Genomic DNA, 23937 nt, shown 5'->3' with positions numbered 1-23937 from the left:
CATGCACGTCCTCGTGGTGCACAACCGCTACGCCTCGGCGCAGCCGAGCGGGGAGAACAAGGTCGTCGACCAGGAGGCGGCGCTGCTGCGCGCGGCCGGCCACCGGGTCGAGGTGTTCGAGCGGCGCAGCGACGACATCGCCGCCCGGTCCCTGCTGGGCAAGGTCGCGGTGCCGCTGCTGGTGCCGTGGAACCCGGCGGTCCGCGCGGAACTCGCCGCCCGGCTCCGTGCCGAGCGGCCGGACGTGGTGCACGTCCACAACGTCTTTCCGCTCCTGTCGCCCGCGGTGCTGGCCGCCTGCGCCGACGCCGGTGTGCCCGCCGTCGCCACACTGCACAACTACACCCAGGTCTGCCCGCCCGGCACGCTGCAGCGGGACGGCCGGCCGTGCACCGAGTGCGTAGGGTCGACGCCGCTGCCCGCCGTCCGGCACGGCTGCTACCGGGGCTCCCGCCTTGCGACGGTGCCGCTCGCGGTCAGCCTGTCGGTCAACCGGCGACGGTGGTGGTCCGGCGTGGAGCGGTTCTTCTGCATCTCCGCGGCGCAGCGCGACGTCCTGGTGCGGGCCGGCATGCCGACCGAACGGCTGGTGGTGAAGCACAACTTCGTGCCCGACCCGGACGCCCGCCGATCGGGCGCCGGCGAGCAGGTGCTCTATCTCGGTCGGCTCGCGGAGGCCAAGGGTGTGCGGCTGCTCATGGCCGCGTGGGACGAGATCGCCGCGGACGGCGGGGTGGGCGTGCCGCTCGTGATCGCCGGCGCGGGGCCGCTGGAGCGAGAGGTGACCGCCTGGGCGGCGGGCCGGGACGACGTGCGGTTCGTCGGCCTGTACGACACGGCTCAGTGCCGGCAGGCCATCGCACGCTCGGCCGCCGTGGTGGCTCCCTCGACGTGGCTGGAGGCGTTCGGTCTCGTGGTCGTCGAGGCGATGGCGGCGGGGGTCCCGACCGTCGCCGCCGGTCACGGCGCCTTCGTCGAACTCGTCGAGGACGGGGTGACCGGGCTGCTGCACCGGCCGGGCGAGGCCGCCTCGCTCGCGTCCTGCATACGCCGGATCGCGGTCGAGCCGGCCCGCAACCGGGAGATGGGCCGGGCGGCCCGGCGCCGTTACGAGCAGGGGTTCAGCCCGGCCGTCGGCCTTGAGCGCCTGGTGGATGCGTACCGCGCCGCGATCGCGGGTCGGACGGAATCAATGGGGGACGGAATCAATGGGGGGAAATAGATGACACGATGCCGACTCTGCGGCTCGGAAGCGATGGCGAGCGTCGTCGACCTCGGGGCGACGCCACCATGTGAGAGCTTTCTCGCCGCGGACCAACTGGACAGGGCGGAGCCGGCGTACCCGCTGCACCTGCGGGTCTGCACCGACTGCTGGCTGGCGCAGATCCCTCCGCTGATCACGCCGGAGGAGACGTTCAGCGAGTACGCGTACTTCTCCTCCTACTCGACCTCCTGGGTGGAGCATGCGCGCACGTTCGTCGCCGACGCCGTGCGGCGCCTCGCTCTCGGCCCCGACGCCTTCGTGGTCGAGGTCGCGAGCAACGACGGCTACCTGCTGCGGCACTTGGTGGACCGGGAGATCCGCTGCCTGGGCATCGAGCCGTCGGTGAACGTCGGTGCCGCGGCGCGGGAGAAGGGTGTGCCCACGCTCACGGAGTTCCTGTCCCCGGACACCGGCTCGGCCGTCCGCGCCGAGCACGGTCCGGCGGACCTGGTCGTGGCCAACAACGTCTACGCGCACATCCCCGACGTCGTCGGGTTCACCAAGGGGCTGCGCGCCCTGGTCGCCGACGACGGCTGGGTCTCCATCGAGGTGCAGCACCTGCTGACCCTGATCGAGGAGAACCAGTACGACACGATCTACCACGAGCACTTCCAGTACTACACGGTCGCGTCCGCGATCCGGGCGCTGGCGAGCGGCGGACTCGCGCTCGTGGACGTCGAGTTGCTGCCCACGCACGGCGGCTCGATCCGGCTGTGGGCCCGGCCGACCGAGGTGGCCGGCGAGCCGAGAGCTTGGGGAAACGTGGCCGACGTGCTGGCCCGGGAGAAGGCTGCCGGCCTTCAGGAGCTGTCCGGGTACGCGGAGTTCGCCGCCCGGGTGGCCAAGGTGCGCCGGGACCTGTTGAAGTTCCTCATCACAGCGGCCGAGCGCGGCGAGACGGTCGTCGGCTACGGCGCGCCGGGCAAGGGCAACACCCTGCTCAACCACTGCGGCATCCGCCCCGACCTGCTCGCCTACACGGTCGACAGGAACCCGTACAAGCACGGCAGGTTCACCCCCGGGACCCGCATCCCGATCCTGCCGCCCGAACAGATCGCCGCCGACAAGCCGGACTACGTCCTCGTCCTCCCGTGGAACCTGCGGGCCGAGCTCGTCGAGCAGCTGTCCTACGTGCACGAATGGGGCGGCCGCCTTGTCTTCCCCATCCCGGAACTGAGCATTGTCGAGGTCAACTGATGAAGGTCGTTCTGTTCTGCGGCGGCTACGGGATGCGGATGCGCAGCGGCGCCGCGGACGACGTGCCGAAGCCGATGGCGATGGTCGGGCCCCGGCCGCTGATCTGGCACGTCATGCGCTACTACGCGCACTTCGGGCACACGGAGTTCATCCTGTGCCTCGGTTACGGCGCCCACCACATCAAGGACTTCTTCCTCCACTACGAGGAGACGACGTCCAACGACTTCGTGCTGCGGGGCGGGCGCACCGAGCTGCTCTCCACCGACATATCCGACTGGACGATCACGTTCGCGCAGACCGGTGTGGAGTCGCCGATCGGGGAGCGGCTGCGCCGGGTGCGCCACCACCTGGACGGCGACGAGATGTTCCTCGCCAACTACGCCGACGTGCTCACCGACGCACCGCTGCCCGAGATGATCGACCGGTTCGCGCAGCGCGACGCGGGTGCGTCGATGATGGTCGTGCCGCCCCAATCCTCCTTCCATTGCGTGGAGTTGGGTGAGGACGGGCTCGTCGGCGGGATCACCGCGGTCAGCGAACTGCCGCTGTGGGAGAACGGCGGCTACTTCGTGCTCCGCCAGGAAGTCTTCGACCACATACCGGAGAACGGCGATCTGGTCGCCGACGGCTGCTCCCAACTGGCCAAGCAGGGACGCCTGGTGGCGCATCAGCACCGCGGCTTCTGGAAGCCGACCGACACCGTGAAGGAGCGGGCCGCGCTCGACGCCGCCTACGCGCGGGGCGAGCGCCCCTGGGCCGTGTGGGAGCGGGACGCCGCCGGGGTGTGCGCATGATCCGGCTCGGCGCCGGGCGCAACCTGGCCCGGATCGTCGCGGTGGGCGCGCACTGCGACGACATCGCCATCGGTGCCGGCGGCACGCTGCTGACGATGTGCCTGGCGCGGCCGGGTATCCGCGTCGACGCGCTGGTGCTCTCCGGCAGCGGCACCGAACGGGAGCAGGAGGAGCGGGCCGCGCTCACCGCCTTCTGTCCGGAAGCCGAACTGCACCTGACCGTACTGAAGTTGCCGGACGGGAGGATGCCCGTGCACTGGGACGAGGCCAAGGCCGCCGTCGAGGAGCTGCGCGCGCAGACCGACCCGGACCTGATCCTCGCCCCGCGCACCGATGACGCGCACCAGGACCACCGCGGCCTGGCGCGGCTGATTCCCACCGCGTTCCGCGACCACCTCGTACTCGGCTACGAGATCGTCAAGTGGGACGGCGACCTCGGCCGCCCGGCGGCGTACCAGCCGCTGTCGCCCGAGATCGCCGAACGGAAGGTACGGCTGCTGCAGGAGCACTACCCCTCGCAGCGGCACCGGCCCTGGTACGACCGCGAGGCGTTCCTCGGCCTCGCCCGGATCCGCGGAATCGAATGCCACGCGCGCTACGCCGAGGCGTTCGCCGTCACCAAACTCGCTCTCGACCTGGGGGATTGAACCTTGCGCGTACTGCTCACCGGACACCAGGGCTACCTGGGCACCGTCATGGCCCCGGTCCTCACGGCCGCCGGACACGACGTCGTCGGCCTCGACGCCGGCCTGTTCGCCGACTGCGTCCTCGGCCCGACGCCTGCGGACCCGTCCGGACATCAGGTGGACCTTCGCGACGTCACGGCCGAACACGTGGCCGGGGTGGACGCCGTTATCCACCTGGCCGCGCTGTCCAACGACCCGTTGGGATCACTGGCGCCGGAACTCACCTACGACATCAACCACCACGCGTCCGTACGCCTCGCCCAACTCGCCCGCGACGCCGGAGTACGACGCTTCCTGTATGCGTCGACCTGCTCGGTCTACGGCGCCGCCGGCGGTGACGACCTGGTGGCCGAGGACGCCCCGCTGCGCCCGGTGACGCCGTACGCGGAGTCCAAGGTGCGGGTGGAGGACGACCTGCACGCGCTGGCCGACGGCGACTTCACCCCGGTGTACATGAGGAACGCCACCGCCTTCGGCTACTCCCCCCGGCTGCGCGCCGACATCGTGCTGAACAACCTGGTGGGCCACGTGCTCCTGTCCGGCGAGGTGCTGGTGCTCTCCGACGGCACCCCCTGGCGCCCGCTGGTGCACGCCGCCGACATCGCACGGGCCTTCGCGGCCGCGCTGAGCGCGCCGCGGGAAGCGGTGCACGACCGGGCGTTCAACATCGGCAGCGAGACCAACAACGTCACGGTCGCCGAGATCGCTGAGCAGGTCGCCGAGGCGGTGTCCGGCGCGAAGGTCAGGATCACCGGGGAGAACGGCGCCGATCCGCGCTCGTACCGGGTGGACTTCTCCCGGTTCCGCGCGGCGATCCCCGGCTTCGACTGCGAGTGGACGGTGCAGCGGGGCGCGCTCGAACTCGCCGACGCCTACCGGACGTTCGGCCTGACCCGGGAGGACTTCGAGCAGCGCTTCACCCGCCTCGCGGTGCTGCGCGCGGCGTCCGACGCCGGCACCGTCGACGACACCCTGCGGTGGCGCCGATGACCGTGCTCGGCGAACAGATGCATGCTCTGGTGGAGCGGCTGTACCCGCTCTGCCGGAGCATCACCGGCGACGGCGTGCGCGCCACCCTGGACATCGTCGGCGAGTACGTCCCCCTCCAGGTCCACGAGGTGCCGACGGGGACCCAGGTGCTCGACTGGACGGTGCCGCAGGAGTGGAACATCCGGGACGCGTACATCGCCGACACCACGGGCAGGCGGGTCGTCGACTTCGCCAAGTCCAGTCTGCACGTGCTCGGTTACAGCGTCCCGGTGGCGGCGACGATGCCGCTGGCCGAGCTGCGCGCACACCTGCACACCCTGCCGGACCACCCCACCTGGGTGCCGTACCGCACCAGCTACTACACGCCGGAATGGGGGTTCTGCCTGGCCCAGGACACCCTCGACGCGCTGCCGGAAGGCGACTACGAGGTCCGCATCGACTCCACCCTCGCCGACGGCCACCTCACCTACGCCGAGCATGTGATCCCCGGTCAGGTACCGGACGAGGTGATCGTCTCCTGCCACGTCTGCCATCCGTCGCTGGCCAACGACAACCTGGCCGGCATCGCGGTGGCGACGTTCCTGGCCCGCGCGCTCGCGCAGGAAACGCCGTACTACACCTACCGGTTCGTCTACGCGCCCGGCACCATCGGCGCGATCACCTGGCTGGCCCGCAACGCGGAGCGGATCGACCAGGTCAAGCACGGCCTGGTACTGGCCTGCGCCGGCGACCGGGGCCAGCTCACGTACAAGCGGAGCAGGCGCGGCGACGCGGAGATCGACCGGGTGCTGCGGCACGTGCTGACCGCCTCCCAACGCCCGCACCACATCGCCGAGTTCACCCCGTACGGCTACGACGAGCGGCAGTACTGCTCACCCGGGTTCGATCTCGGTGTGGGCTCGCTCAGCAGGACTCCGTACGCCGGCTACCCCGAGTACCACACCTCGGCGGACAACCCGGACTTCGTCTCCCCGGAGGCGATGGCGGACACCCTCGCCGTCTGCCGCGAGGCGTTCGCCGTGCTCGACCGCAACCGGCGGTACCTCAACCTCAGCCCCTACGGGGAACCGCAGTTGGGCCGCCGCGGGCTGTACGACGCGCTCGGCGGGCGCAGCGACACCAAGCAGGCCCAGATGGCCATGCTCTGGGTGCTCAACCTCTCCGACGGCCAGCACAGTCTGCTGGACGTCGCCGAGCGGTCCGGGCTGCCGTTCGACACCGTCGCCGTCGCGGCCGGCGCCCTGGGCGCCGCCGGGCTGATCAAGGCATGACGCCGATGACCCCCGGAGGGGAGCAGACGACGACAGCGGCGGCCCCGCCCGGACACGCCCGGCGGACCGCCAAGCGGGCCATGGTCGGCCGGCTGTCCTGGGGACTGGCCGACCAGGCGGCCTCCAGCTTGTCCAACTTCGTGGTGGGGATCTACGTGGCCCGCTCGCTGGGGCTGACCGCGTTCGGCGTGTTCAGCCTGGCCTGGGTGACCTACGGCGTGGTGCTCAGCGTCTCCCGCGGGCTGGCCACCGATCCGCTCGTGGTGCGCTTCAGCGGCGTGTCGGACGCGTCCTGGCGCGGGGCGGTGGCCCGGTCGTCGGGCACCGCGCTCGGCGTCGGTGCCGCCATCGGCGCGGCGTGCCTGGCGCTCGGACCGGTGCTCGGCGGTGACGTGGGCTCCGCGTTCGCCTGCCTCGGCGTCGTGCTGCCGGGGCTGCTGTTGCAGGACGCCTGGCGGTACGCGTTCTTCGCCGCCGGCACCGGGCGGAAGGCATTCGTCAACGACCTGGTGTGGGGCATCGCGCTCGTCCCGGCCATGGTGCTGGCGGCCCGCGTGGGCAGCGTGGCCGCCTTCGTGCTCGCCTGGGGCGCGTCCGCCGCGGTGGCCGCGGCCTACGGCTGTCTCCAGTCCGGTATCCGGCCCCGGTTGACCGGAGCGCGCGAGTGGCTGCGCGGGCACCGGGACCTCGGCTACCGGTACCTGCTGGAGAACGTCAGCACGAGCGGCGCGAGCCAGCTCCGGGCGTACGGGCTCGGCGCGATCGTCGGGGTCGGCGCGGTGGGTGCGGTCCGGGGCGCCGAGCTCCTGCTCGGCCCGTTCATGGCTGTGCTGATGGGTCTTTCGCTGGTCACCGTCGCGGAGGCGGCACGGGTGCTGCGGCGGACCCCGCACCGCCTCGGCGCGTTCTGCCTCCTGCTGGGCGGCGGGCAGGCCGTCGCCGCGCTGCTCTGGGGCGCGGCACTGCTGCTGGTGCCGGACCGGGTCGGCGCGCTCGTGCTCGGCGGCGTCTGGAGCTCTGCCTCGGGGCTCATCGTGCCGGCCACGCTCGGCGTGGCGGGCGCCGGCCTCGGCACCGGCGCGGCGGCCGGGCTGCGCGCGCTCGCCGCGGCCCGGCGCAGCCTGCGCTGCCAGTTGTTCGCCTCCATCTGCTACGTCGTCGGCGGGCTCGGCGGTGCGGCCGTGGCTGGCACGGTCGGCTCGGCCTGGGGCGTCGCCGCCGCGACCGTCTGCGGCTCGGCCGTGTGGTGGCTGCAGCTGCGGTCCGCCCTGCGCGAGCGCCACCAGATCCCCATCCCCGAAGTGAGGACGTCATGACCGCCCATCCCCGGTTGAGCATCGGCCTGCCCGTGTACAACGGCGAGGAGTACCTCGCCGAATCGCTCGACGCCCTGCTCGGCCAGACCTACGAGGACTTCGAGCTGGTCATCACCGACAACGCCTCGACGGACGGGACCCAGGACATCTGCCGCAAGTACGCCGCACAGGACGCGCGCATCCGCTACCTCCGGCTGGCCCGGAACGTCGGCGCCGCGCCGAACCACAACTACGTGTTCACCCAGTGCCGCGGCGAGCTCTTCAAGTGGGCCTCGCACGACGACCTCTACGCCCGGGACCTGCTGCGGCGCTGCGTGGAGGCGCTGGACGAGCGGCCGGACGTGGTCCTCGCGCACTCCGGCCAGGCGGTCATCGACGGCGACGGCCGACTGAAGGTCCCGTACGCGTACGGGCTCGCCACCGACTCGCCGAGCGCGCCGGAGCGCTTCCGCAGCTTCCTCTTCGAGCCCGGTGGCGACGACTTCTACGGCGTCATGCGGGCCGACATGCTGCGCCGGGTGAAGCCGCACGACAGCTACCACCACGCGGACCGCACGTTCGTCGCCGAGATCGTCCTGCACGGGCCCTTCCACCAGGTGCCTGAGCTGCTGTACTTCCGCCGCGACCACCCCACCCGCGCCGAGCGGGCGAACCCCTCCAAGCGCTCCCGGTGCGTCAACCTGGACCCGCGCCGGGCGGGCCCGCTGCACCCGACGCCCCGGTTGCTCGCCGAGTACGTCCAGGGCTTCGTGTCGGCGATCCGGCGGGCGCCGTTGTCCGCGGCCGACCGGCGCGCATGCTTCCGGCACCTGGCCGCCTGGATGACCAGCCGGGTCCGGCCGGGCGCCGGCGAGCGGGTGGAGGACCGCGCACCGGTCGACACGGCCGAACTCACCGTCCGTGTCGACGACCTGGTGGCCGGCCGTGAGGGGCGGCAGGCATGACGTCCACGGGCGAAACTCCCCTGCGCGTCGGGGTGTTCGGCCTGCTCGGCTCCGGCAACCTCGGCAACGACGGATCACTGGAAGCCGTGCTGGGGTACCTCCGCGCCGCGCACCCGAAGGCGGTCGTGGACGCACTGTGCGGCGGACCCGAGGTCGTCGCGACCCGGTACCGGATCCCCGCGACGCGGCTGCACTGGTACCGGGGGGAGTACCGCACCGCGTCACGCGCGGGCGCGATCGCGGGCAAGGGCCTGGGCAAACTCGTCGACGTCGTGCGCACCGCCGCCTGGGTGCGCCGGCACGACGTGGTGATCGTGCCGGGCATGGGCGTCCTGGAGGCGACGCTGCCGCTGCGGCCGTGGGGCTTCCCGTACGCGCTGTTCCTGCTCTGCGCGTCCGGCCGGCTGTTCGGCACCCGGGTCGCACTGGTAGGCGTCGGCGCCGCCCCGATCGGCGACCGGGCGACCCGGGCGCTGGTGCGCTGGTCGGCACGGCTGGCCACGTACCGGTCGTACCGGGACGCTCAATCCCGCGCCGCGCTACGGGAGATGGGCGTGGACACCACACGCGACGAGGTCTACCCGGACCTCGCATTCGCCCTGCCCACACCGCGGGACGGGGGTATCCCCTGCTCGGAGCCTGTCGGAGAACTCGGGCAAGCGCCCTCGAACACACCGGGCCCGGTCTGCGTCGGCGTCATGGACTTCCACGGCGGCAACGACGACCGCGCTCGGGCCGAGGAGATCCACCGGCGCTACCTCGACGGAACCACGCGTTTCGTCGGCGCGCTGGTCGAGGACGGCCGGCCGGTCCGACTGCTCACCGGCGACGCCTGCGACGCGCCGGTGGTCACCGCGATCCTCGACGCGGTGGACTCGCCGCTGGTCACCGCTACCGAGGCGGGCTCGCTGGCCGAGCTGATGAAGGAGACGGCGGCGGCCGACACCGTGGTGGCGACCCGCTACCACAACCTGATCTGCGCGCTGAAGGTCGGCACGCCGACGCTCGCACTCAGCTACGCCGCGAAGAGCGACGCACTCATGGATCGGATGGGACTCGGCGCGTACTGCCACTCGGCTCGCGAGGTCGACGCCGACCGGCTGCTCCAGCAGTTCCGTGCGCTGGAGCGGCGATCGGCGGAGCTGCGACGGACCCTCGCCGAGCGGAACCTGGTCGCCGAGCGGCAACTCGACCACCAGTTCAGGGCCTTGACCAGGGCCGTGTTCCGGACGAACGACCACACCCACAACCACACCCACGCCGTGCGGGAGGCTCCATGAACGCGCCCGGAATGAAAGCGACCGGAATGAAAGCGACCGAAGTCCCGGCGATAGCCGGCGCGTACCTCTTCGAACCGACGCCGTACGCCGACGAACGCGGCTTCTTCTGCCGCACCTTCGACGCCGACGTGATCCGCTCGGTGGGCCTCGACCCGGACGCCTTCGTCCAGGACAGCGTGTCCCGCTCGGTCCGGGGCGTGCTGCGCGGCCTGCACCTGCGCTCCGGCGCCGGCGAGGCCAAGCTGGTGCGGTGCTCGTACGGGAGGATCTTCGACGTCGTCGTGGACCTGCGGACGGACTCGCCGACCTACCGCAACCGGGCCTTCTTCGAGCTGTCCGGCGAGACGCAGATGAGCCTGTACATCCCGGCGGGGTGCGCGCACGGCTTCCAGGCGCTCACCGAAACCGCCGACACCTCGTACCGGATCGACCGCCCGCACGATCCGGCCGAGGACGTGACGATCGCCTTCGACGACCCGGAGCTCGCCATCCCCTGGCCGCTGCCGGTCACATCGATGTCCCAACGGGACCTGGAGGCGCCGCGCCTCGCCAAGGTCCTTCAGAACATGGAGAGTTGAGGTCGGCGTGGCCACCGAGAACAACGCGGGGACCGAAGAGCTCGACCTGCCCCGGTCGCGGCAGGCGAACGAGCGGCTGCACGCCCTGATCCCCGGGGGCGCGCACACCTATGCCAAGGGCGACGACCAGTACCCCGAGAACCTCGCCCCGGTCATCAGCCACGGCCGCGGTGCCCACGTATGGGACATCGACGGCAACCGCTACATCGAGTACGGCTCCGGCCTGCGGTCGGTCAGTCTCGGCCACGCCCACCCCCGCGTGGTCGAGGCGGTGCAGCGGGAACTCCACCGCGGCAGCAACTTCGTCCGGCCGTCCATCCTGGAGGTCGAGGCCGCGGAACGCTTCCTGGCCACGGTGCCCACCGCCGAGATGGTGAAGTTCACGAAGAACGGCTCCGACGCAACCACCGCCGCGGTGCGCCTCGCCCGCGCCGTCACCGGGCGCCCGCGGGTGGCCGTCTGCGGCGACCATCCGTTCTTCTCCGTCGACGACTGGTTCATCGGCACCACCCCGATGTCGGCCGGTATCCCGGCGGCGACCACCGAGCTCACGGTGTCCTTCCCTTACGGGGACCTGGTCGCCACGGAGGAGTTGCTGACCCGTCATCAGGGCGAGATCGCCTGCCTGATCCTCGAACCTGCCACCCACGCCGAGCCTTCCCCAAGTTCTCGACTTCTCCCCCGGCCTTCGGCCGGGAGGGGCCCCCAGAGCAGGGCAGACCCCACTCCTGGGTACCTCGCCGGACTGCGCGAACTGGCCGACCGGCACGGCTGCGTACTGATCTTCGATGAGATGATCACCGGCTTCCGCTGGTCCGAGGCGGGCGCCCAGGGCCTGTACGGCGTCGTCCCCGACCTCTCCACGTTCGGCAAGGCGCTGGGCAACGGGTTCGCCGTCTCCGCGCTGGCCGGGCGCCGCGACCTGATGGAGCAGGGCGGGCTCCGTCACTCCGGCGACCGGGTGTTCCTGCTGTCCACCACACACGGCGCGGAAACGCACTCGCTGGCCGCCGCGATGGCCGTGCAGACCACCTACACCCAGGAGGGGATCACCGCGCGGCTGCACGCCCTCGGCGAGCGGTTGGCCGCGGGCGTCCGCGACGCCGCGGCGAGCATGGGCGTCGGCGACCACGTCGTCGTCCGGGGCCGGGCCAGCAACCTGGTCTTCGCCACCCTCGACGAGAACCGCCGGCCGTCGCAGCAGTACCGCACGCTGTTCCTGCGCCGGCTCCTCGCGGGCGGAGTGCTGGCCCCGTCGTTCGTGGTGAGCAGCGCGCTCGGCGACGCCGACATCGACCGCACCGTGGAGGTGGTGGCCCAGGCATGTGCGGTGTACCGGAAGGCACTGGACGCCGCCGACCCCACCCCCTGGCTGGCGGGGCGTCCGGTGAAGCCGGTGTTCCGCCGCTTGTCATGACGAGTCGAGAAACAACCTGACGTGATGTGACGTGGCGTCAGCGACGCCCCGGCCGATCGGCGTCGGCCACCCGGTCGACCAGCCGGTCGGCCGCCCGGTCGACCAGCCACCCGGTCGCCACCGTCACCGCCAACGCCGTGCACCAGCCGCCGAGGACGTCGGTCGGGTAGTGCGCGTCCAGGGCGACCTGCGCCCAGCCCATCGCGGCGCCGGCCACCAGCGCCGCGGCGAGCACGAGCAGGGTGCCGGCCGACCTGCCGAGGCCGAGCCGGCCGGTCGCGAGCAGCGCCACCACGAGGCAGAGCGCGGTGAAGAAGGCGGTGTGCCCGCTCGGGTAGGACAGATTGTCGCCGTGGATGGTGCGTCCCACCAGGTGCTTGAGCAGCGTCGTCGTCCCCACCGTCATGCCGACGCCGGCAACCACGAACACCGCCGCGCGAGGATGCCGGAGCAACAGGCAGCCCGTCACGGTGACCACGACCAGCGTCGCCGACCCGGCGGGCTCCCCCAAGAAGTCCATGGCCAGGGCGACATACCGCCACGACGGCCGCACACCGTCCACCGCCGCCCGGATCCACGCGTCCGCCACGCCGGGCTTGCCGCCGTCGGCATACAGGACCCCCAGCACGACGACCACCAGCGCGGCGAGGGCCGCAATCGGCCCGAGCCACGCGCGCAGCGACCAAGGCAGCGCCGCGGGCGCCGGCCGGCCGGTCACACCCCCGCCCCCGCGTCCGGTCCGAATGCCTCTACAGCCCCGCGGGCACCCGCTCCTGGCCTGTACGACACCGCGGGAGTCGCCGGCCCGTGCAGCCCCGAACCCGCCATCCCGGCAATCCCCCCGGCCAACACAGCACGATCAGCCTCCAGTTGCCACCCTAACCAACAATCCGGTTCACCGCCGCCCCCCACCTGCTGGACGCCGCCCCGCAGGGGCTGGACGCCGCCTGGTTCCCCGGTCGGAAATCCTTGGCCGAGCTGGTCCTTCTTTCGGTGGTGGCAGTGCGTGCCGGGCGGTGTCGTGCCTGCTCACGGACGCGAGGCCGTGGCGACGACCCGGTTGGCCGCGGTCTTCTGCAGCAGTCCGTAGGCGAGGACGGGCAGGAGCAGGTGTGGCTTGTCGGGCAACGTGGTGGTGAGCAGGACGGCGCTCGCGCTGCTGTTGTTCATGCCGCAGGCGAGCGTCAGCGACGAGGCGGCGGGGGCGTCCAGCCGCAGGAGACGGGCGGCGGCCCGGCCGAGTGCGAAGGAGAGCAGGCACACGAGCGCCGCCACGAGCAGTGCCGCGCCGAAGAGCAGAGGACGCGGCGACGCGAGGAAGGAGCCCAGGGCACCGCTGGCGTTCACGTACGTCAGCACGAGCGAGGCGACCAGGGACCCGGGCACCATCCCGGCCAGTGCACGCCCGTGCCAGGTCCGCGGCAGCGCGAGTCGGCACAGGATGCCTGCCGCGCAGGGAAGGACGACGCCGACGAGGGCGAAGCTGCCGTGGGCGGTGCCGGCGGTCGTACTGAGCGTCTTGGCGTAGTCGTCGCTGAGGAGGGGCGTGAGGGCACCGACGACCAGCGGAATGGTGAGGGGGCTCAGGAGCGTGGAGGCGAGGACGAGCCCGACCATGGTGGGCTGGTCGCCGTCGCTCCTGCCGGTCCAGACGGTGGCTCCGGCGGCGACGGGCATCGCCACGATCAGGATCGTCGCGGTGACCAGGCCGCTGCCGCCGTCCGTGTCGGGAGACCGGCTCAGTGCGAACGCGACGGCGGGGATGACCAGGAGCGGGATCGCCAGATGCAGGGCCAGTCCGGCAACCAGGGCGGTCGGTCTGCGCACCAGGCGGCCCAGTTCGCGGACGGATACCTGGAGACCGGCGCCGAAGAGCACCAGGGCCAGCAGCAGCGGGGCCGCGCTCACCGGGAGGCCGGACGGGGTGCCGAGCGGCACGGTGTGCTCCCGGCGCAGCCACAGTCCGGGGCCGGGCAGGAAGAGGGCGGCGGCGTAGGACACCACGACGGCGCGCCCGAGCCGCCGGCGCAGCCAGGCCGTCGCCCGATCAGTGGGCGAGCAGGAGCGGGACGGCTGGGGCAAGGGGGCCTTCTTCCACGGCGACGGAGGGGACGGGGGCGAGTGCCGGTATGCGAAGGCGGTGGTGGTGAGTGGTCATGGCATCCATGGTGCTCGGGCGAGGGCGGTCGGCGCGGCTCACGCCGCACGGCGGTCAGGATGCGTTCAGGTGCTCCGTGGCACGGTCGGGCCTCATGACATCCGAGACATCACAGCCCCCCGCGCCTTCGGTGGCCGACGGCGCTGCCGCGCGCTCCGGTCGCCTCCCGGGCTGGAACAAGGTGCCCGAAGTCACCCTCTACTTCTGGATCATCAAGGTGCTGTGCACGACGGTCGGGGAGACCGCGGCCGACCTGCTCAACGCGAAGGTCGGTCTCGGCCTGACCGGCGTGTCGGCGCTGATGAGCGCCTTGCTGGCCATCGTCCTGGTCATACAGTTCCGCACCGGCTCCTACCGGGCGGGCGTCTACTGGCCGGCCGTCGCCCTGATCAGCGTCGTCGGCACGCTGATCAGCGACAACCTCACGGACAATGTGGGTGTCCCCCTGGAGGCCAGCACGGCCGTCTTCGCGATCGTCCTGGCGATCGTCTTCGTGGTCTGGTTCCGGCGTGAGCGGACGCTGTCCATCCACCACATCGACACCACCGGCCGCGAGTCCTTCTACTGGCTCGCCGTTCTGTTCACCTTCGCCCTGGGTACGGCGGCCGGGGACCTGGTCTCCGAGCGGCTGGCCCTCGGATACCCGCTCTCCGCGGTCCTGTTCGGCCTGGCGATCGCCACCGTCACCGTTGCCCACTTCGCTCTCGGGCTGGACGCGGTGTGGAGCTTCTGGATCGCCTACATCCTCACCCGCCCGCTCGGTGCGTCCCTCGGCGACTACCTCTCCCAGCCGACCGGTGACGGCGGGCTGGGCCTGGGCACCGTCGTCACCAGCGCGCTGTTCCTCGCCGTCATCCTCGGTCTGGTCGGGTACCTGGCAGTGACCCGCCGGGATGTGACGCAGCCTCAGCAGAGCGCGCGGGACGCGGCCTGATCCGGGCGGGCGGCAGACGCTCGGGACGCGTTCAGGATGCGTTCAGGCCGACCCTGCCAAGGTCGGTCGTCGACGATCGTCTCCCGGCGGTCGCCCGTCCCGCCGGCGCCCGCCCTCAGCTCGGGCCGCCGGCCCTGCCGTACGACCACCCGAGGAGCCCCCGCCTTGCCGCAGTCGCAAGTCCTCACCGCCCACGACGTCGCGAGCACGGCGACGACGGTGATGAAGAAGCTGCCCGAAGTCACCCTGGCTTTCTGGGTCATGAAGATCGCCGCGACGACGCTGGGCGAGACCGCCGGAGACCTCTTCTCCCAGACGCTGAAACTGGGCTACTTCCTCACCACGGTCGCACTGTTCCTGATCTTCTTGGTGACGCTGGTCGTCCAACTCCGGGCCGGCCGCTACAACCCGTTCTCCTACTGGACGGTGATCCTGTCGACCAGCATGGCCGGCACCACGATGTCCGACTTCATGAACCGTGACGCCAGTGCCGAGTACCTTTCGAACGGCGCCACCTCGCTCGGTCGGGGACCGCAGGGGCTGGGCCTGGGCTATCCGATCGGCGCGGCGATCCTGATCTCGATCCTGCTGGTCGTCTTCGCGATCTGGAAGCTGAGCGGGACGACGTTCCGGATCCGGGACATCGTCACCTTCCGCGGCGAGGCGCTGTTCTGGTCGGCGATCCTCGTCTCCAACACCCTGGGCACCTCCATGGGCGACTTCCTCTCCGACAGTTCCGGCCTCGGCTACGGTGGCGGCGCGCTGCTCGTCGCCACGGCACTTGCGGTACTCGTCGCCCTGGTGAAGGTGCCCGCGGTGCCGAACGTCCTGCTGTTCTGGCTCGCCTTCGTCCTCACCCGCCCGCTCGGCGCGACCGCGGGCGACTTCCTGACCAAGCCGGTCGCCAAGGGCGGCCTGGACCTCGGCACCACCGGCTCCTCGGCGGTGCTGCTCGCCGTCCTGCTCGGCCTCATGGCCTACACGCAGGTCCAGGAGCGCAGGAGTCACGCCGCACACGCGCCGGTGCCGGAGCCGGTCGCCCGGCGGACCGACTGAACCACCGCGTCGCCGCCTCCCCCGGGCGTCGGCCGCGCCGCCCGGGGCAGACCACACCCGCTGAGCCGGCGCTGGTCACCCGGCGGGCAGGTCGGCCAGGAAGCGTGCCCCGCAGGTGTAGGTGGGATCGTGGGACACCTCACCGCCGGCGGCGCGGGCCAACCGGCGGGCGAGCGGCAGCCCGAGACCCGCGCCGTCGTGTCCGTCGTCGTCATCGGCCCGGCGACCGGGCTGGAAGAGGTCGTCGACGAATGCCCGGGGCACGCCGGGCCCGTCGTCGGCGACTTCGATACGCACACCGCCGGGCGACTGCCGTACGGACACCGTCACCCTCGAACGGGCGTAGCGGACCGCGTTGGCCAGCAGCGGGCTGACGATGCGTTCGAGGAGAGCGGGGGCCAGGCCCGCCGTCAGCTCGGGATCCGACACCTCGATGACGGCCTGCACCCGATCCCGTCCGTCGAGGTCGTGGACGAGCCGGTGCAGGACGGGGACGACGGCCGTCGCGCCGGGGGCGGTAAAGGCGTGCTGCGCGCTTTCACGGGCGTCGTTCAACAGGGTGTCGCAGATGGTGCGCATGGACTGGGCGGCCTCGGCGATCACCTCGTGGGTGGCGCGGGTCTCGGCGGCGGAGCGCGGGCGGCTCCGCCACCAGTCGAGTTCGACGATGATCCGGGTGAGTGGGGTGCGCAGTTCGTGGGACAGCTCGCCGGTCAGCTGCTGCTCGTGGCGCAGGACGGCGCGTATGCGGTCCAGCAGCGCGTCCAACGAGGCGCCCAGGCGGGCCAGTTCGGCCGGCTGGCCGTCGGCTCCGAAGCGTTCGTCGGAGCCGACGGCGCTCCACTGGGTGGCCTGGTCGGTCATGGTGCGCACGGGGCGCAGCGCCCGTCCGACGGCCAGGCGGGTCAGCGCATAGGTGCACGCGAGCATGACCGCGTCCAGGACCAGGGAGCCCAGCAGCAGAGTGTCCGCCGAGTTGCGGTACGGGGCGAGGTCCAGGGCGGTGACGACCGTGGCGGCGCCGCGATGGCCGGACACGGGGCGGGAGCACAGGCGGACGTGGTGAGGGCTTTCGGCCTCGACCGTCGTGCAGAGTTCGCCTCCTCGCGCGGCGAGCCGGCCGGCGGCTCGGGTCAGCGTGCCGTCGGCGGTGGCCGCCGCCGGTTTCTCCAGCAGCTGCGGCCCGGTGTAGATCCACACGTTGGCGTCCAGGAGGCGGTCGTCGGCGGTCTCCACGACCCGCACCTCGGGGCCGCTGGTGTCGACGGTCGTGGCGACGGCGGCCGCGCGGCTGCCCAGCTCGTTGTCCGCCTGGTGCTGCAGGTGTCGGTCCACCACCGTGTTGAACACCACGGTCAGCATGGCCATCAGGAGCGCGGCGGTGGTCAGCGCGACGAGCGAGAGCCGGCCGCGCAGGGTACGGGGAGCCGGGCGACGCAGGGGTCGGATCACGACAGCCGGTTTCCGATGCCGCGGACCGTTCGCAGGCTCAGGTTGCTGCCCGCCTCGCGCAGCTTGCGGCGCAGCCGGCTCAGGTACTGGTCCAGTGTGTTGTCGCTGACCTGGGCTCCGTCCGGCCAGGCGGCCCTGACCAGGTCGCGGCGGCGCACGATGGCGCCGCCCGCGGCCACCAGGGTGGCCAGCAGCCGGAATTCCGTCGGGGACAGCTCGACATGGGCATCGCCGACACCGGCGGTGTGCCGGGTCGCGTCCAGCACCAGGTCACCGGCCGTGGCAACGGCCGGCGGCGCGGCGCGTTTGAGTGTGGCCCGCAACCGGGCGACGAGTTCGGCGAGGTGGAACGGCTTGGGCAGGTAGTCGTCGCCGCCGGCGGAGAACCCGGACAGCCGATCGGTGAGGTGGTGGCGGGCGGTCAGAAAGAGGATCGGGGCGGTGAACCCGTTGGCGCGCATCGCCTGGCACACGTCCCGGCCGTCCGCGTCGGGCAGTCCGACGTCCAGGACGACCGCGCCGATGTCGTCGGCGACCAGCCGCAGGGCAATCGCCCCGTCGGCGGCCGGCACCGGCGCGAAGCCCTCGTCGGCGAGGCCACGGCGGAGCACGTCACGCAGGGCGTGATCGTCCTCGACGACCAGGATCTTGTGGCGCATGGTCCTCCATCGGATCGTCGGCCGCCTGGGCCGTGCCGGACAGGCACCCGGCCTGGACGCCGGGACCGGTACCGCCGGCCGGACAGGTCACGCGCTCCACCAGCCGACTACAGCCTTGTAGACACTGCACGGAACTGTAGACGACCGCACGGGCATGCCGGTTCCCGCCGCCGTCCCGAACCGCGGAAGCGCAGGATCCGAGGATCCTGTGCCGAGGCGGGGCGGGCGACACCACCGACGGTCGACGTCCCTAACGCGCCTCTGCGGAGGGCAGCCGGTCCGTGGGGGTGCTCCCCACCGGTCGGCGAGCGCCGTGGTCGGCCGACCGGCGGATCGGACCGGGCGGCGCCCCGCCGACCCGTGCGCGGCGGCCTTCGCTCGCCGGCCGGCGGTTCGCCGTGCGCCGTCGGTACCGGCCGACGGCCTCCTGGGCCGCTGCCGCAAGGGTCACCGCGGCCAGGAGGAGGTAGAAGACATAGAGCTTGTGCAGGTCGTCGAGGAAGTACCAGATCGACGCGGTGGCGGTGAACCAGAAGGCGATCACGGCGTAGGGACTGGTGTCCCGCTTACGGGCCGCGCCGGCGAGGCAGAGGGCCGCGGTGATCGCGAGCAGCACCGCGACGCCCACATACGCGCGATCCCAGCCGACCTCGGCGCGCCGCAGTTCGGAGTAGACCGCGATGCTCTCCGCCACCGGCCCCCAGGCCACGACGCTGGACAGCCGGGGCGACAACGGCAGTGCGACCAGGCCCAACACCCCTGCCGCGAGGGCGACATCGCCGAAGTGGTCGGTGTCGACGAGATCACCGTGGGCGCACAGCAACGACAGCAGGCTCCCGACCAGCCCCAACGCGCCCGCGAGGGAAGGGCGGAGGGCCGTGCGGAGCCGGCGCAGCACGGCGGCGCCGCGGGCGGGCGCCGCGGCCGGCGGGAGCGGCGCGTCCGCCTGCATCGTCGGAGCCGACGCGGCGCCGAGCGCGTCGGTCAGCGCCGTACGCATCGCCGCCGCGTCCTCGAAGCGCTCCGCCGGGTCCTTGCACAGAGCCCGCGCGACCACCGCCGCCACCGCGGGGGGTATCTGCGGGCGGACCCGGGTGAGCGGCACCGGCTCGGTGAACAGGTGCTGGTGCATCACGGCGAACGGCGAATCCGCCTGGAACGGCGGGGCGCCGGTGAGCAGTTCGTACAGCAGGCACCCCATGGCGTAGAGGTCCGCCCGGTGGTCGATCTCCACCCCGCTGATCTGCTCCGGCGACAGGTAGGCGGGGGTGCCGGGGGCCACCCCGCTGCCGGTGAGACGGGTGGCGGCCTCGGCGAGCGCCTTGGCGATGCCGAAATCCAGCACCTTCACCGTCGTGGGGCCGGTGAGCATGATGTTCGACGGTTTGATGTCCCGGTGCACGATGCCGTGTTGGTGGCTGTGGTCCAGGGCGTCGAGCACCTGGCACGCCACGGTGACCGCCTGGGCGACCGACAGCGGGGCGGTACGCAGCGACTCGGCGAGCGTGCTGCCCGCCACGTACTCCATCACCAGGAACGGCCGCGGGCCGTCCTCGTCCGGTTCCACGCCGACATCATGGATGGTGGCGACGGCCGGATGGTTCAGGGCGGCCACGGCGTGCGCCTCACGCTGGAACCTGGCGCGCGCCTCCGGATGGTGGGCCAGTTCCGGGGACATCAGCTTGACGGCGACCGTGCGTCGCAACCGGTGGTCGATCGCGCGGTGGACCGTGCCCATCCCGCCGCGGCCAAGCCGCTCGATCAGCTCATAGCGGCTGCCGAGCATTGTGTCCCGCCCCACCGACTTCTCCTTGTCGCCCTTTGGCCGAAGCTTACGTCCGCCGTGAACGGTACCTGTCACCCCCGTCGCCCACGGCCCCTGGAATCCGCCCTGGCACGGGAGGGGCCGGGACCTGCCGCGCCGCGCCGTCACCAACCTGTTCGTCGACGCGCTGACGCACGGGCACGCGGCGGACCGGCCCGCCGAGATCCAACTCGGTGTCACCACCGGCGGCGTACTCACCGTCGGCGACGCGGGCCCCGGAATACCACCCGCCCTGGCCGACTCGCTCTTCGACCGCTTCCACAGCGGCTCCGGCTCCACCGGCCTCGGCCTGTCCATCGCCTTCCGGGTCGCCCAGGCCCACGGCGGCACACTCACCGCGACCGACAGCCCCCTCGGCGGCGCCCGCTTCACCCTCCGGCTGCCCACACACGACAACTCATGCATGCGCCGCTGCCTGGCTACGAGGGCCCCACACCGCCCGCGGACCCCGGCGTCTTCATCAGTATGGACACGCCGGAACACCCCCGGTACCGCAGGCTGCTGACCGGCAAGTTCACCGTGCGCCGCATGACACAACTGACCGCACGGATCGAGCGGGTGGCCGCCGAGCACCTCGACATCATGGAACGGCACGGCGGACCGATCGATCTGGCCACGACCTACGCCCAACCGATCCCTGCCACGGTGATCTGTGAACTGCTCGGCGTGCCCTACGAAGACCGGGAGCGTTTCCACGCCGACGCCGCCACCATCTTCGGAGCCGACACCACCACGCCGGAAGGACCGGCCGAGTCGTACCAGGCTTACGAGGAACTGACTTCCTACGTGCGGGAACTGGTCACGGCCAAGCGCGCCGAACCGGCCGACGACGTGCTCAGCGACCTCACCGCCCGTGATCTCACCGACGACGAACTCACCGGTATCGGAGGGCTGCTCCTCGCGGCGGGTCTGGACACCATGACCAACATGATCGCGCTGGGCACCTTCGCGCTGCTGCAGCATCCCGACCAATGGGCGGCCCTGGGCACGGATCCGGACCTGGCCGCCCCGGCTGTCGAGGAGCTGATGCGCTACCTCACCGTCGTGCCCACCCTGATACGGGTGGCGCTCGTGGACGTGGAGTTCGACGGTCGCCTGGTGAAGTCGGGATCCACGGTGGTGCTGGCGTCGTCGGCGGCCAACCGCGACCGGCGAGGTTCACCGGCCCGAACACCCTGGATCTGCGCCGCAACCCCGTCGGCCGTGTCGGCTTCGGCCACGGCCCCCACCAGTGCCTCGGCCAGCAACCGGCCCGGGTGGAGATGCGAGTCGCGCTCCCCGCCCTGGCCGCCCGGTTCCCGGGATTGCGCCTCGCCGGCCCCACCGACGACATTCCGCTGCGCGAAAGGGCGACTGTCTACGGGGTGACCACGCTCCCGGTCGCCTGGTGAGGCACGACGACGCCCACCGTCGATGCTGCCGGTGATCGCGTACTCGTCACTCGTGACGACCAGGTGGAGGCCGGCCAGGTGCCCGAGAGCGGTCCGGGACTTCCGCACTCGGCCCTCGTGGCCGGCCGCAGGACCCCAGGTCACACCGCCGGCGAGGGCACCGCCGAGGATGTGCGACTCACGCGAATGGACCAGTCACCCGACGACAGAATCCGCCAAACGGGTACCTTTGAGTGAATGCGTAGCTTCATAGCGTGCCTGTCCGCAGGTGCCGCTAAATCCCGCCAAGGAGGAGTAAGCCATGACGCGTTTTCGTCGAATAACGACCATCGCAGCGGCAAGCGCGATCCTCTCCCTCGGGCTCATCGCACCCGCCCAGGCACAGCCCCGGTTCGGGGGCGACGATGACGGGGATCCCGTCCACATCGGGGGCAACGAGGCGGACCACCTCCACATCCACGTCCACGGACACTGCCCTCCCATCATCGGCTGCCTCATCTCCCTCTGAGGCGTCATCTCGCTTCGGGCGCCGCTTCCCACCTGGTGCGGTTGACCCATCACATCCCGCGGTCCGGTCCGTACCAGGGCTCAGGACGCTCGTCGGCGGACATCGGAAGATGTTTCAGCTTCACGGCGAAGGGGTATATGGCGGAGCTTTCGGGGGCTTCCCCTATCCCCTCGGCAAGCCGGACGGCTCGTTCGCCTCCACGACCGAAGCCCTGGCCGGTCTCCTGCGGCATAGCGGGGTGACGCTCGTGGATGTCGTCAAGGGGTGTAGACGGCGTCGCTGCCGTACAGCTCCCTGGTGAAACCGGAGATGTAGTCGTGCCGGTCGGAACCGTCGAGGTTGTAGGTCAGGTACACACCGTACCCATCGGCCACGGTCTGCTTGGCGAAGTCGGCCGCGGTGTTCGGAGGAGTGTTTCCGATCTCAACCGCCGCCGGTGACAGGCTCGACTTGGGCAGCGAGATATTCGGTACCTGCCACTGTCCGTACCACGGGTTCCAGGCGTAGTTGAACTTCGACGAGACGTCCACGCCGCCGTAGGAGAGCTTCTCCGCCGACGGGCCGATGTCGTACAGGGAGATGAGCTTGTCGGGCATGTAGTCACGCAACGCGGAGACCAGGTGGACGAAGGAGCCGTCGTTGGGTTGCCCGGTGCCGTTCTTCCCGTACTCGGCGTACTCGTCGTCGAAGTCGATACCGTCCAGGCCGTACTTGCTGACGGCGTCGGACAGCTGCTCGGCGAACGCCGAGGCAGCGTCCTTGGAAGGGAAGTTGGCGAACCCGGCACCCTCGTGATTACCGAGCACCGACAGCATGACCTTGATGCCCTTGGCCTGCAGCGGTCGGATCTGGGTCGCCGCGTCGTCGAGGACGCGCTGGACGTTCTCATTGAAGTGCAGATAGGCCGACTGCTTGCCGGCGTCGTAGTTGATGTTGGCGGCGAAGATGACCGCGACGTCGAACACATTACCGCCGCCCTTGGCCAGCGTGTACTTGCCGACGTTGAGCATGCTGTTGTTGTTCACCTCGACATAAGCCACCGAGGTCGGCCCCTTTTGCTTCCCGGGTAATGGCGCCGCAGGGGCGGTCGCCGTCGCACCGACCACGAGTGCGGCCGCAGCCACAAACGCAAGCGCGGCCTTCCGCGCTCCACCTCGGCCAAGAGTGAAATTCATCGACCGATCTCCCATCGATGCGATGGCACTGAGAACTTGCCGCGGAGCACCGGCCGCAGACGCGCGCCTCGCTCAAGGACAATCAGAGCAACACCTGCCCACACCGGCCCCAGACGCAAACCCCGTGCGTAGTAAGGCCGTTCCGTTCCACGGGACGTCGCCGCACCCACGGCCACCACCTCCCGTCGCCTCCCCCAGGCCCGACGCCGCTGCCTCCAGGCCCGAATTGTCGTGGCCCTTACGCAACATATCGCCTGCGAAGAACTCCTCGGCATCGGACAATCGGTCCCATGGTCTTCTCACGCCCCGTCCGGCCCTGGCTGCTTCCCAATGCCGCGTTGCTCGCCGCAATGACCCTCTGGGGCATCCTCCGCTATCCGCATCTGCCGAGCCGAATACCTCAGCACCTCGGCATCGCTGGGGTGGACTCCTGGACGGACCGGTCGATCGGCAGCGCGTTCGGGCTGGTGTTCGTGTACCTCGGAGCGACGGTGCTGCTGACCGCCTGCGCCGAGCTGACCCTGAGGGTGACTCCGCAGGCCGAGATGCCGAAGGAAGCGGCGCCGTTCGGCAACGGGTTGGTCAGCTCCTCGCTCAACCGGCCCCGCACCCGCGCCTCGGCGATCGGCACCGCCCGGGCGTTGCTGATACTCAATGCCTGTACGGGAGTCTCGCTCCTGATCGGCTGTGGCGTGCTGTGGCGCTCCGCACCCGATCCGGAGGTGCCCGGCTGGTCGTTCGCCGCGATGCTGCTGCCGCTCCTCGCCGGGACCGCCATGACGGTGGCGGCCGCGATCCGCGACCGGCGCACGCCAGTCAACTGAGCACATGGGCGGGGGTGGGGAAGGTCTCCAGGAAAGTCTCCGGGAACGCCGGTCCGTCATGGGTACGTCAAAAGTGGGTCAGCCCTCTTGAAGGCTGGTGCGGCGCGGAATCTAATGAGGCTGTGAACAGCGCCTGGCTCCTTCTCGACCGCCCGCCTCATCCGGCGGTCCTGAGTCGTGCGCCGCGCTGCACGGAGACCTCCGCCTCACGCTGAGAC

Annotated in this window: 22 protein-coding genes and 1 pseudogene; 17 read left to right on the top strand and 6 right to left on the bottom strand. The window is 71.3% G+C overall.

Annotated features, from left to right (window positions below):
- The first annotated feature begins 1 nt into the window (after position 1).
- The 11 genes from SNOUR_RS35800 to SNOUR_RS35750 are packed head-to-tail and all read left to right on the top strand — an operon-like array spanning position 2 to position 11737.
- Positions 2-1222, top strand: coding sequence for a glycosyltransferase (locus SNOUR_RS35800; protein WP_067355482.1), 1221 nt, complete (start codon positions 2-4; stop codon positions 1220-1222).
- The gene (locus tag SNOUR_RS35795) at positions 1223-2461 is read left to right on the top strand and encodes a class I SAM-dependent methyltransferase (protein WP_067355481.1); all 1239 of its coding nucleotides are present in this window, start codon (positions 1223-1225) and stop codon (positions 2459-2461) included.
- Positions 2461-3255 carry a sugar phosphate nucleotidyltransferase gene (locus tag SNOUR_RS35790; RefSeq protein WP_067355478.1) on the top strand — a complete coding sequence of 265 codons (795 nt, stop codon included), beginning with the start codon at positions 2461-2463 and terminating at the stop codon, positions 3253-3255. Before SNOUR_RS35795 ends, SNOUR_RS35790 begins: the two co-directional genes overlap by 1 nt.
- Entirely contained in the window at positions 3252-3902 is a 651-nt protein-coding gene (locus SNOUR_RS35785) for a PIG-L deacetylase family protein (protein WP_067359054.1), read from the top strand. Before SNOUR_RS35790 ends, SNOUR_RS35785 begins: the two co-directional genes overlap by 4 nt.
- Positions 3903-3905: 3 nt before the next feature.
- A complete protein-coding gene (locus SNOUR_RS35780) occupies positions 3906-4931 on the top strand; it encodes an NAD-dependent epimerase/dehydratase family protein (protein ID WP_067355475.1) in 1026 nt (341 codons plus the stop codon).
- A complete protein-coding gene (locus SNOUR_RS35775) occupies positions 4928-6202 on the top strand; it encodes a DUF4910 domain-containing protein (protein WP_174717929.1) in 1275 nt (424 codons plus the stop codon). The genes SNOUR_RS35780 and SNOUR_RS35775 overlap by 4 nt, the downstream gene beginning before the upstream one ends.
- A complete protein-coding gene (locus SNOUR_RS35770) occupies positions 6199-7518 on the top strand; it encodes an MATE family efflux transporter (protein WP_067355470.1) in 1320 nt (439 codons plus the stop codon). The genes SNOUR_RS35775 and SNOUR_RS35770 overlap by 4 nt, the downstream gene beginning before the upstream one ends.
- Positions 7515-8462, top strand: a complete 948-nt coding sequence (locus SNOUR_RS35765; protein WP_067355468.1) for a glycosyltransferase family 2 protein — start codon at positions 7515-7517, stop codon at positions 8460-8462. Before SNOUR_RS35770 ends, SNOUR_RS35765 begins: the two co-directional genes overlap by 4 nt.
- Positions 8459-9742 (top strand): polysaccharide pyruvyl transferase family protein, encoded by a 1284-nt coding sequence (locus SNOUR_RS35760; RefSeq protein ID WP_067355466.1) that lies wholly within the window; start codon positions 8459-8461, stop codon positions 9740-9742. The genes SNOUR_RS35765 and SNOUR_RS35760 overlap by 4 nt, the downstream gene beginning before the upstream one ends.
- A 26-nt stretch (positions 9743-9768) precedes the next feature.
- Positions 9769-10320 (top strand): dTDP-4-dehydrorhamnose 3,5-epimerase family protein, encoded by a 552-nt coding sequence (locus SNOUR_RS35755; protein WP_067355463.1) that lies wholly within the window; start codon positions 9769-9771, stop codon positions 10318-10320.
- Between the two features lie 7 nt (positions 10321-10327).
- Positions 10328-11737: a glutamate-1-semialdehyde 2,1-aminomutase gene (locus SNOUR_RS35750; protein WP_067355460.1), complete on the top strand. Its 1410-nt coding sequence runs from the start codon at positions 10328-10330 to the stop codon at positions 11735-11737.
- A gap of 37 nt (positions 11738-11774) precedes the next feature.
- Here the strand turns inward: SNOUR_RS35750 and SNOUR_RS35745 are convergent, their stop codons facing one another.
- Both SNOUR_RS35745 and SNOUR_RS35740 read right to left on the bottom strand, forming a co-directional pair.
- Positions 11775-12455, bottom strand: a complete 681-nt coding sequence (locus SNOUR_RS35745) for a phosphatase PAP2 family protein (protein ID WP_067355457.1) — start codon at positions 12453-12455, stop codon at positions 11775-11777.
- A 311-nt stretch (positions 12456-12766) separates the two neighbouring features.
- Positions 12767-13819, bottom strand: coding sequence for a bile acid:sodium symporter family protein (locus tag SNOUR_RS35740; protein WP_067355454.1), 1053 nt, complete (start codon positions 13817-13819; stop codon positions 12767-12769).
- Between the two features lie 170 nt (positions 13820-13989).
- Between SNOUR_RS35740 and SNOUR_RS35735 the strand changes: the two genes are divergently transcribed.
- Positions 13990-14829 carry a COG4705 family protein gene (locus SNOUR_RS35735; protein ID WP_067355451.1) on the top strand — a complete coding sequence of 280 codons (840 nt, stop codon included), beginning with the start codon at positions 13990-13992 and terminating at the stop codon, positions 14827-14829.
- 165 nt (positions 14830-14994) lie between these two features.
- Positions 14995-15885, top strand: coding sequence for a COG4705 family protein (locus tag SNOUR_RS35730; RefSeq protein ID WP_067355448.1), 891 nt, complete (start codon positions 14995-14997; stop codon positions 15883-15885).
- Positions 15886-15960: 75 nt separating this feature from the next.
- Here the strand turns inward: SNOUR_RS35730 and SNOUR_RS35725 are convergent, their stop codons facing one another.
- The 3 genes from SNOUR_RS35725 to SNOUR_RS35715 form a co-directional block, all read right to left on the bottom strand.
- Complete coding sequence (locus SNOUR_RS35725) at positions 15961-17337, bottom strand: sensor histidine kinase (protein ID WP_067355445.1); 1377 nt, start codon at positions 17335-17337, stop codon at positions 15961-15963.
- Entirely contained in the window at positions 17334-17996 is a 663-nt protein-coding gene (locus SNOUR_RS35720; protein WP_067355442.1) for a response regulator transcription factor, read from the bottom strand. The genes SNOUR_RS35725 and SNOUR_RS35720 overlap by 4 nt, the downstream gene beginning before the upstream one ends.
- A gap of 250 nt (positions 17997-18246) precedes the next feature.
- The gene (locus tag SNOUR_RS35715; RefSeq protein WP_159425982.1) at positions 18247-19797 is read right to left on the bottom strand and encodes a protein kinase domain-containing protein; all 1551 of its coding nucleotides are present in this window, start codon (positions 19795-19797) and stop codon (positions 18247-18249) included.
- Between the two features lie 112 nt (positions 19798-19909).
- Between SNOUR_RS35715 and SNOUR_RS43705 the strand changes: the two genes are divergently transcribed.
- The 3 genes and pseudogenes from SNOUR_RS43705 (at position 19910) to SNOUR_RS35705 (ending at position 21720) form a co-directional block, all read left to right on the top strand.
- Positions 19910-20326, top strand: coding sequence for a sensor histidine kinase (locus SNOUR_RS43705; RefSeq protein WP_079143633.1), 417 nt, complete (start codon positions 19910-19912; stop codon positions 20324-20326).
- A pseudogene (locus SNOUR_RS45575) lies at positions 20221-21212 on the top strand (cytochrome P450). Before SNOUR_RS43705 ends, SNOUR_RS45575 begins: the two are co-directional and overlap by 106 nt.
- A gap of 301 nt (positions 21213-21513) precedes the next feature.
- Positions 21514-21720 (top strand): hypothetical protein, encoded by a 207-nt coding sequence (locus SNOUR_RS35705; RefSeq protein ID WP_067355435.1) that lies wholly within the window; start codon positions 21514-21516, stop codon positions 21718-21720.
- Positions 21721-21977: 257 nt separating this feature from the next.
- On the opposite strand, the gene SNOUR_RS35700 is transcribed toward SNOUR_RS35705, so the two are convergent.
- Positions 21978-22895 carry an endo-beta-N-acetylglucosaminidase H gene (locus SNOUR_RS35700; RefSeq protein WP_067355433.1) on the bottom strand — a complete coding sequence of 306 codons (918 nt, stop codon included), beginning with the start codon at positions 22893-22895 and terminating at the stop codon, positions 21978-21980.
- Positions 22896-23185: 290 nt separating this feature from the next.
- Between SNOUR_RS35700 and SNOUR_RS35695 the strand changes: the two genes are divergently transcribed.
- Positions 23186-23719, top strand: a complete 534-nt coding sequence (locus SNOUR_RS35695) for a DUF1648 domain-containing protein (RefSeq protein WP_067355431.1) — start codon at positions 23186-23188, stop codon at positions 23717-23719.
- The last annotated feature ends 218 nt before the right edge of the window (positions 23720-23937 follow it).

It is taken from the genome of Streptomyces noursei ATCC 11455, assembly GCF_001704275.1.
Lineage (GTDB): Bacteria > Actinomycetota > Actinomycetes > Streptomycetales > Streptomycetaceae > Streptomyces > Streptomyces noursei.
The sequence above is the reverse complement of the archived record's forward strand: the minus strand, read 5'-3'. Positions and strand labels throughout refer to the sequence as shown.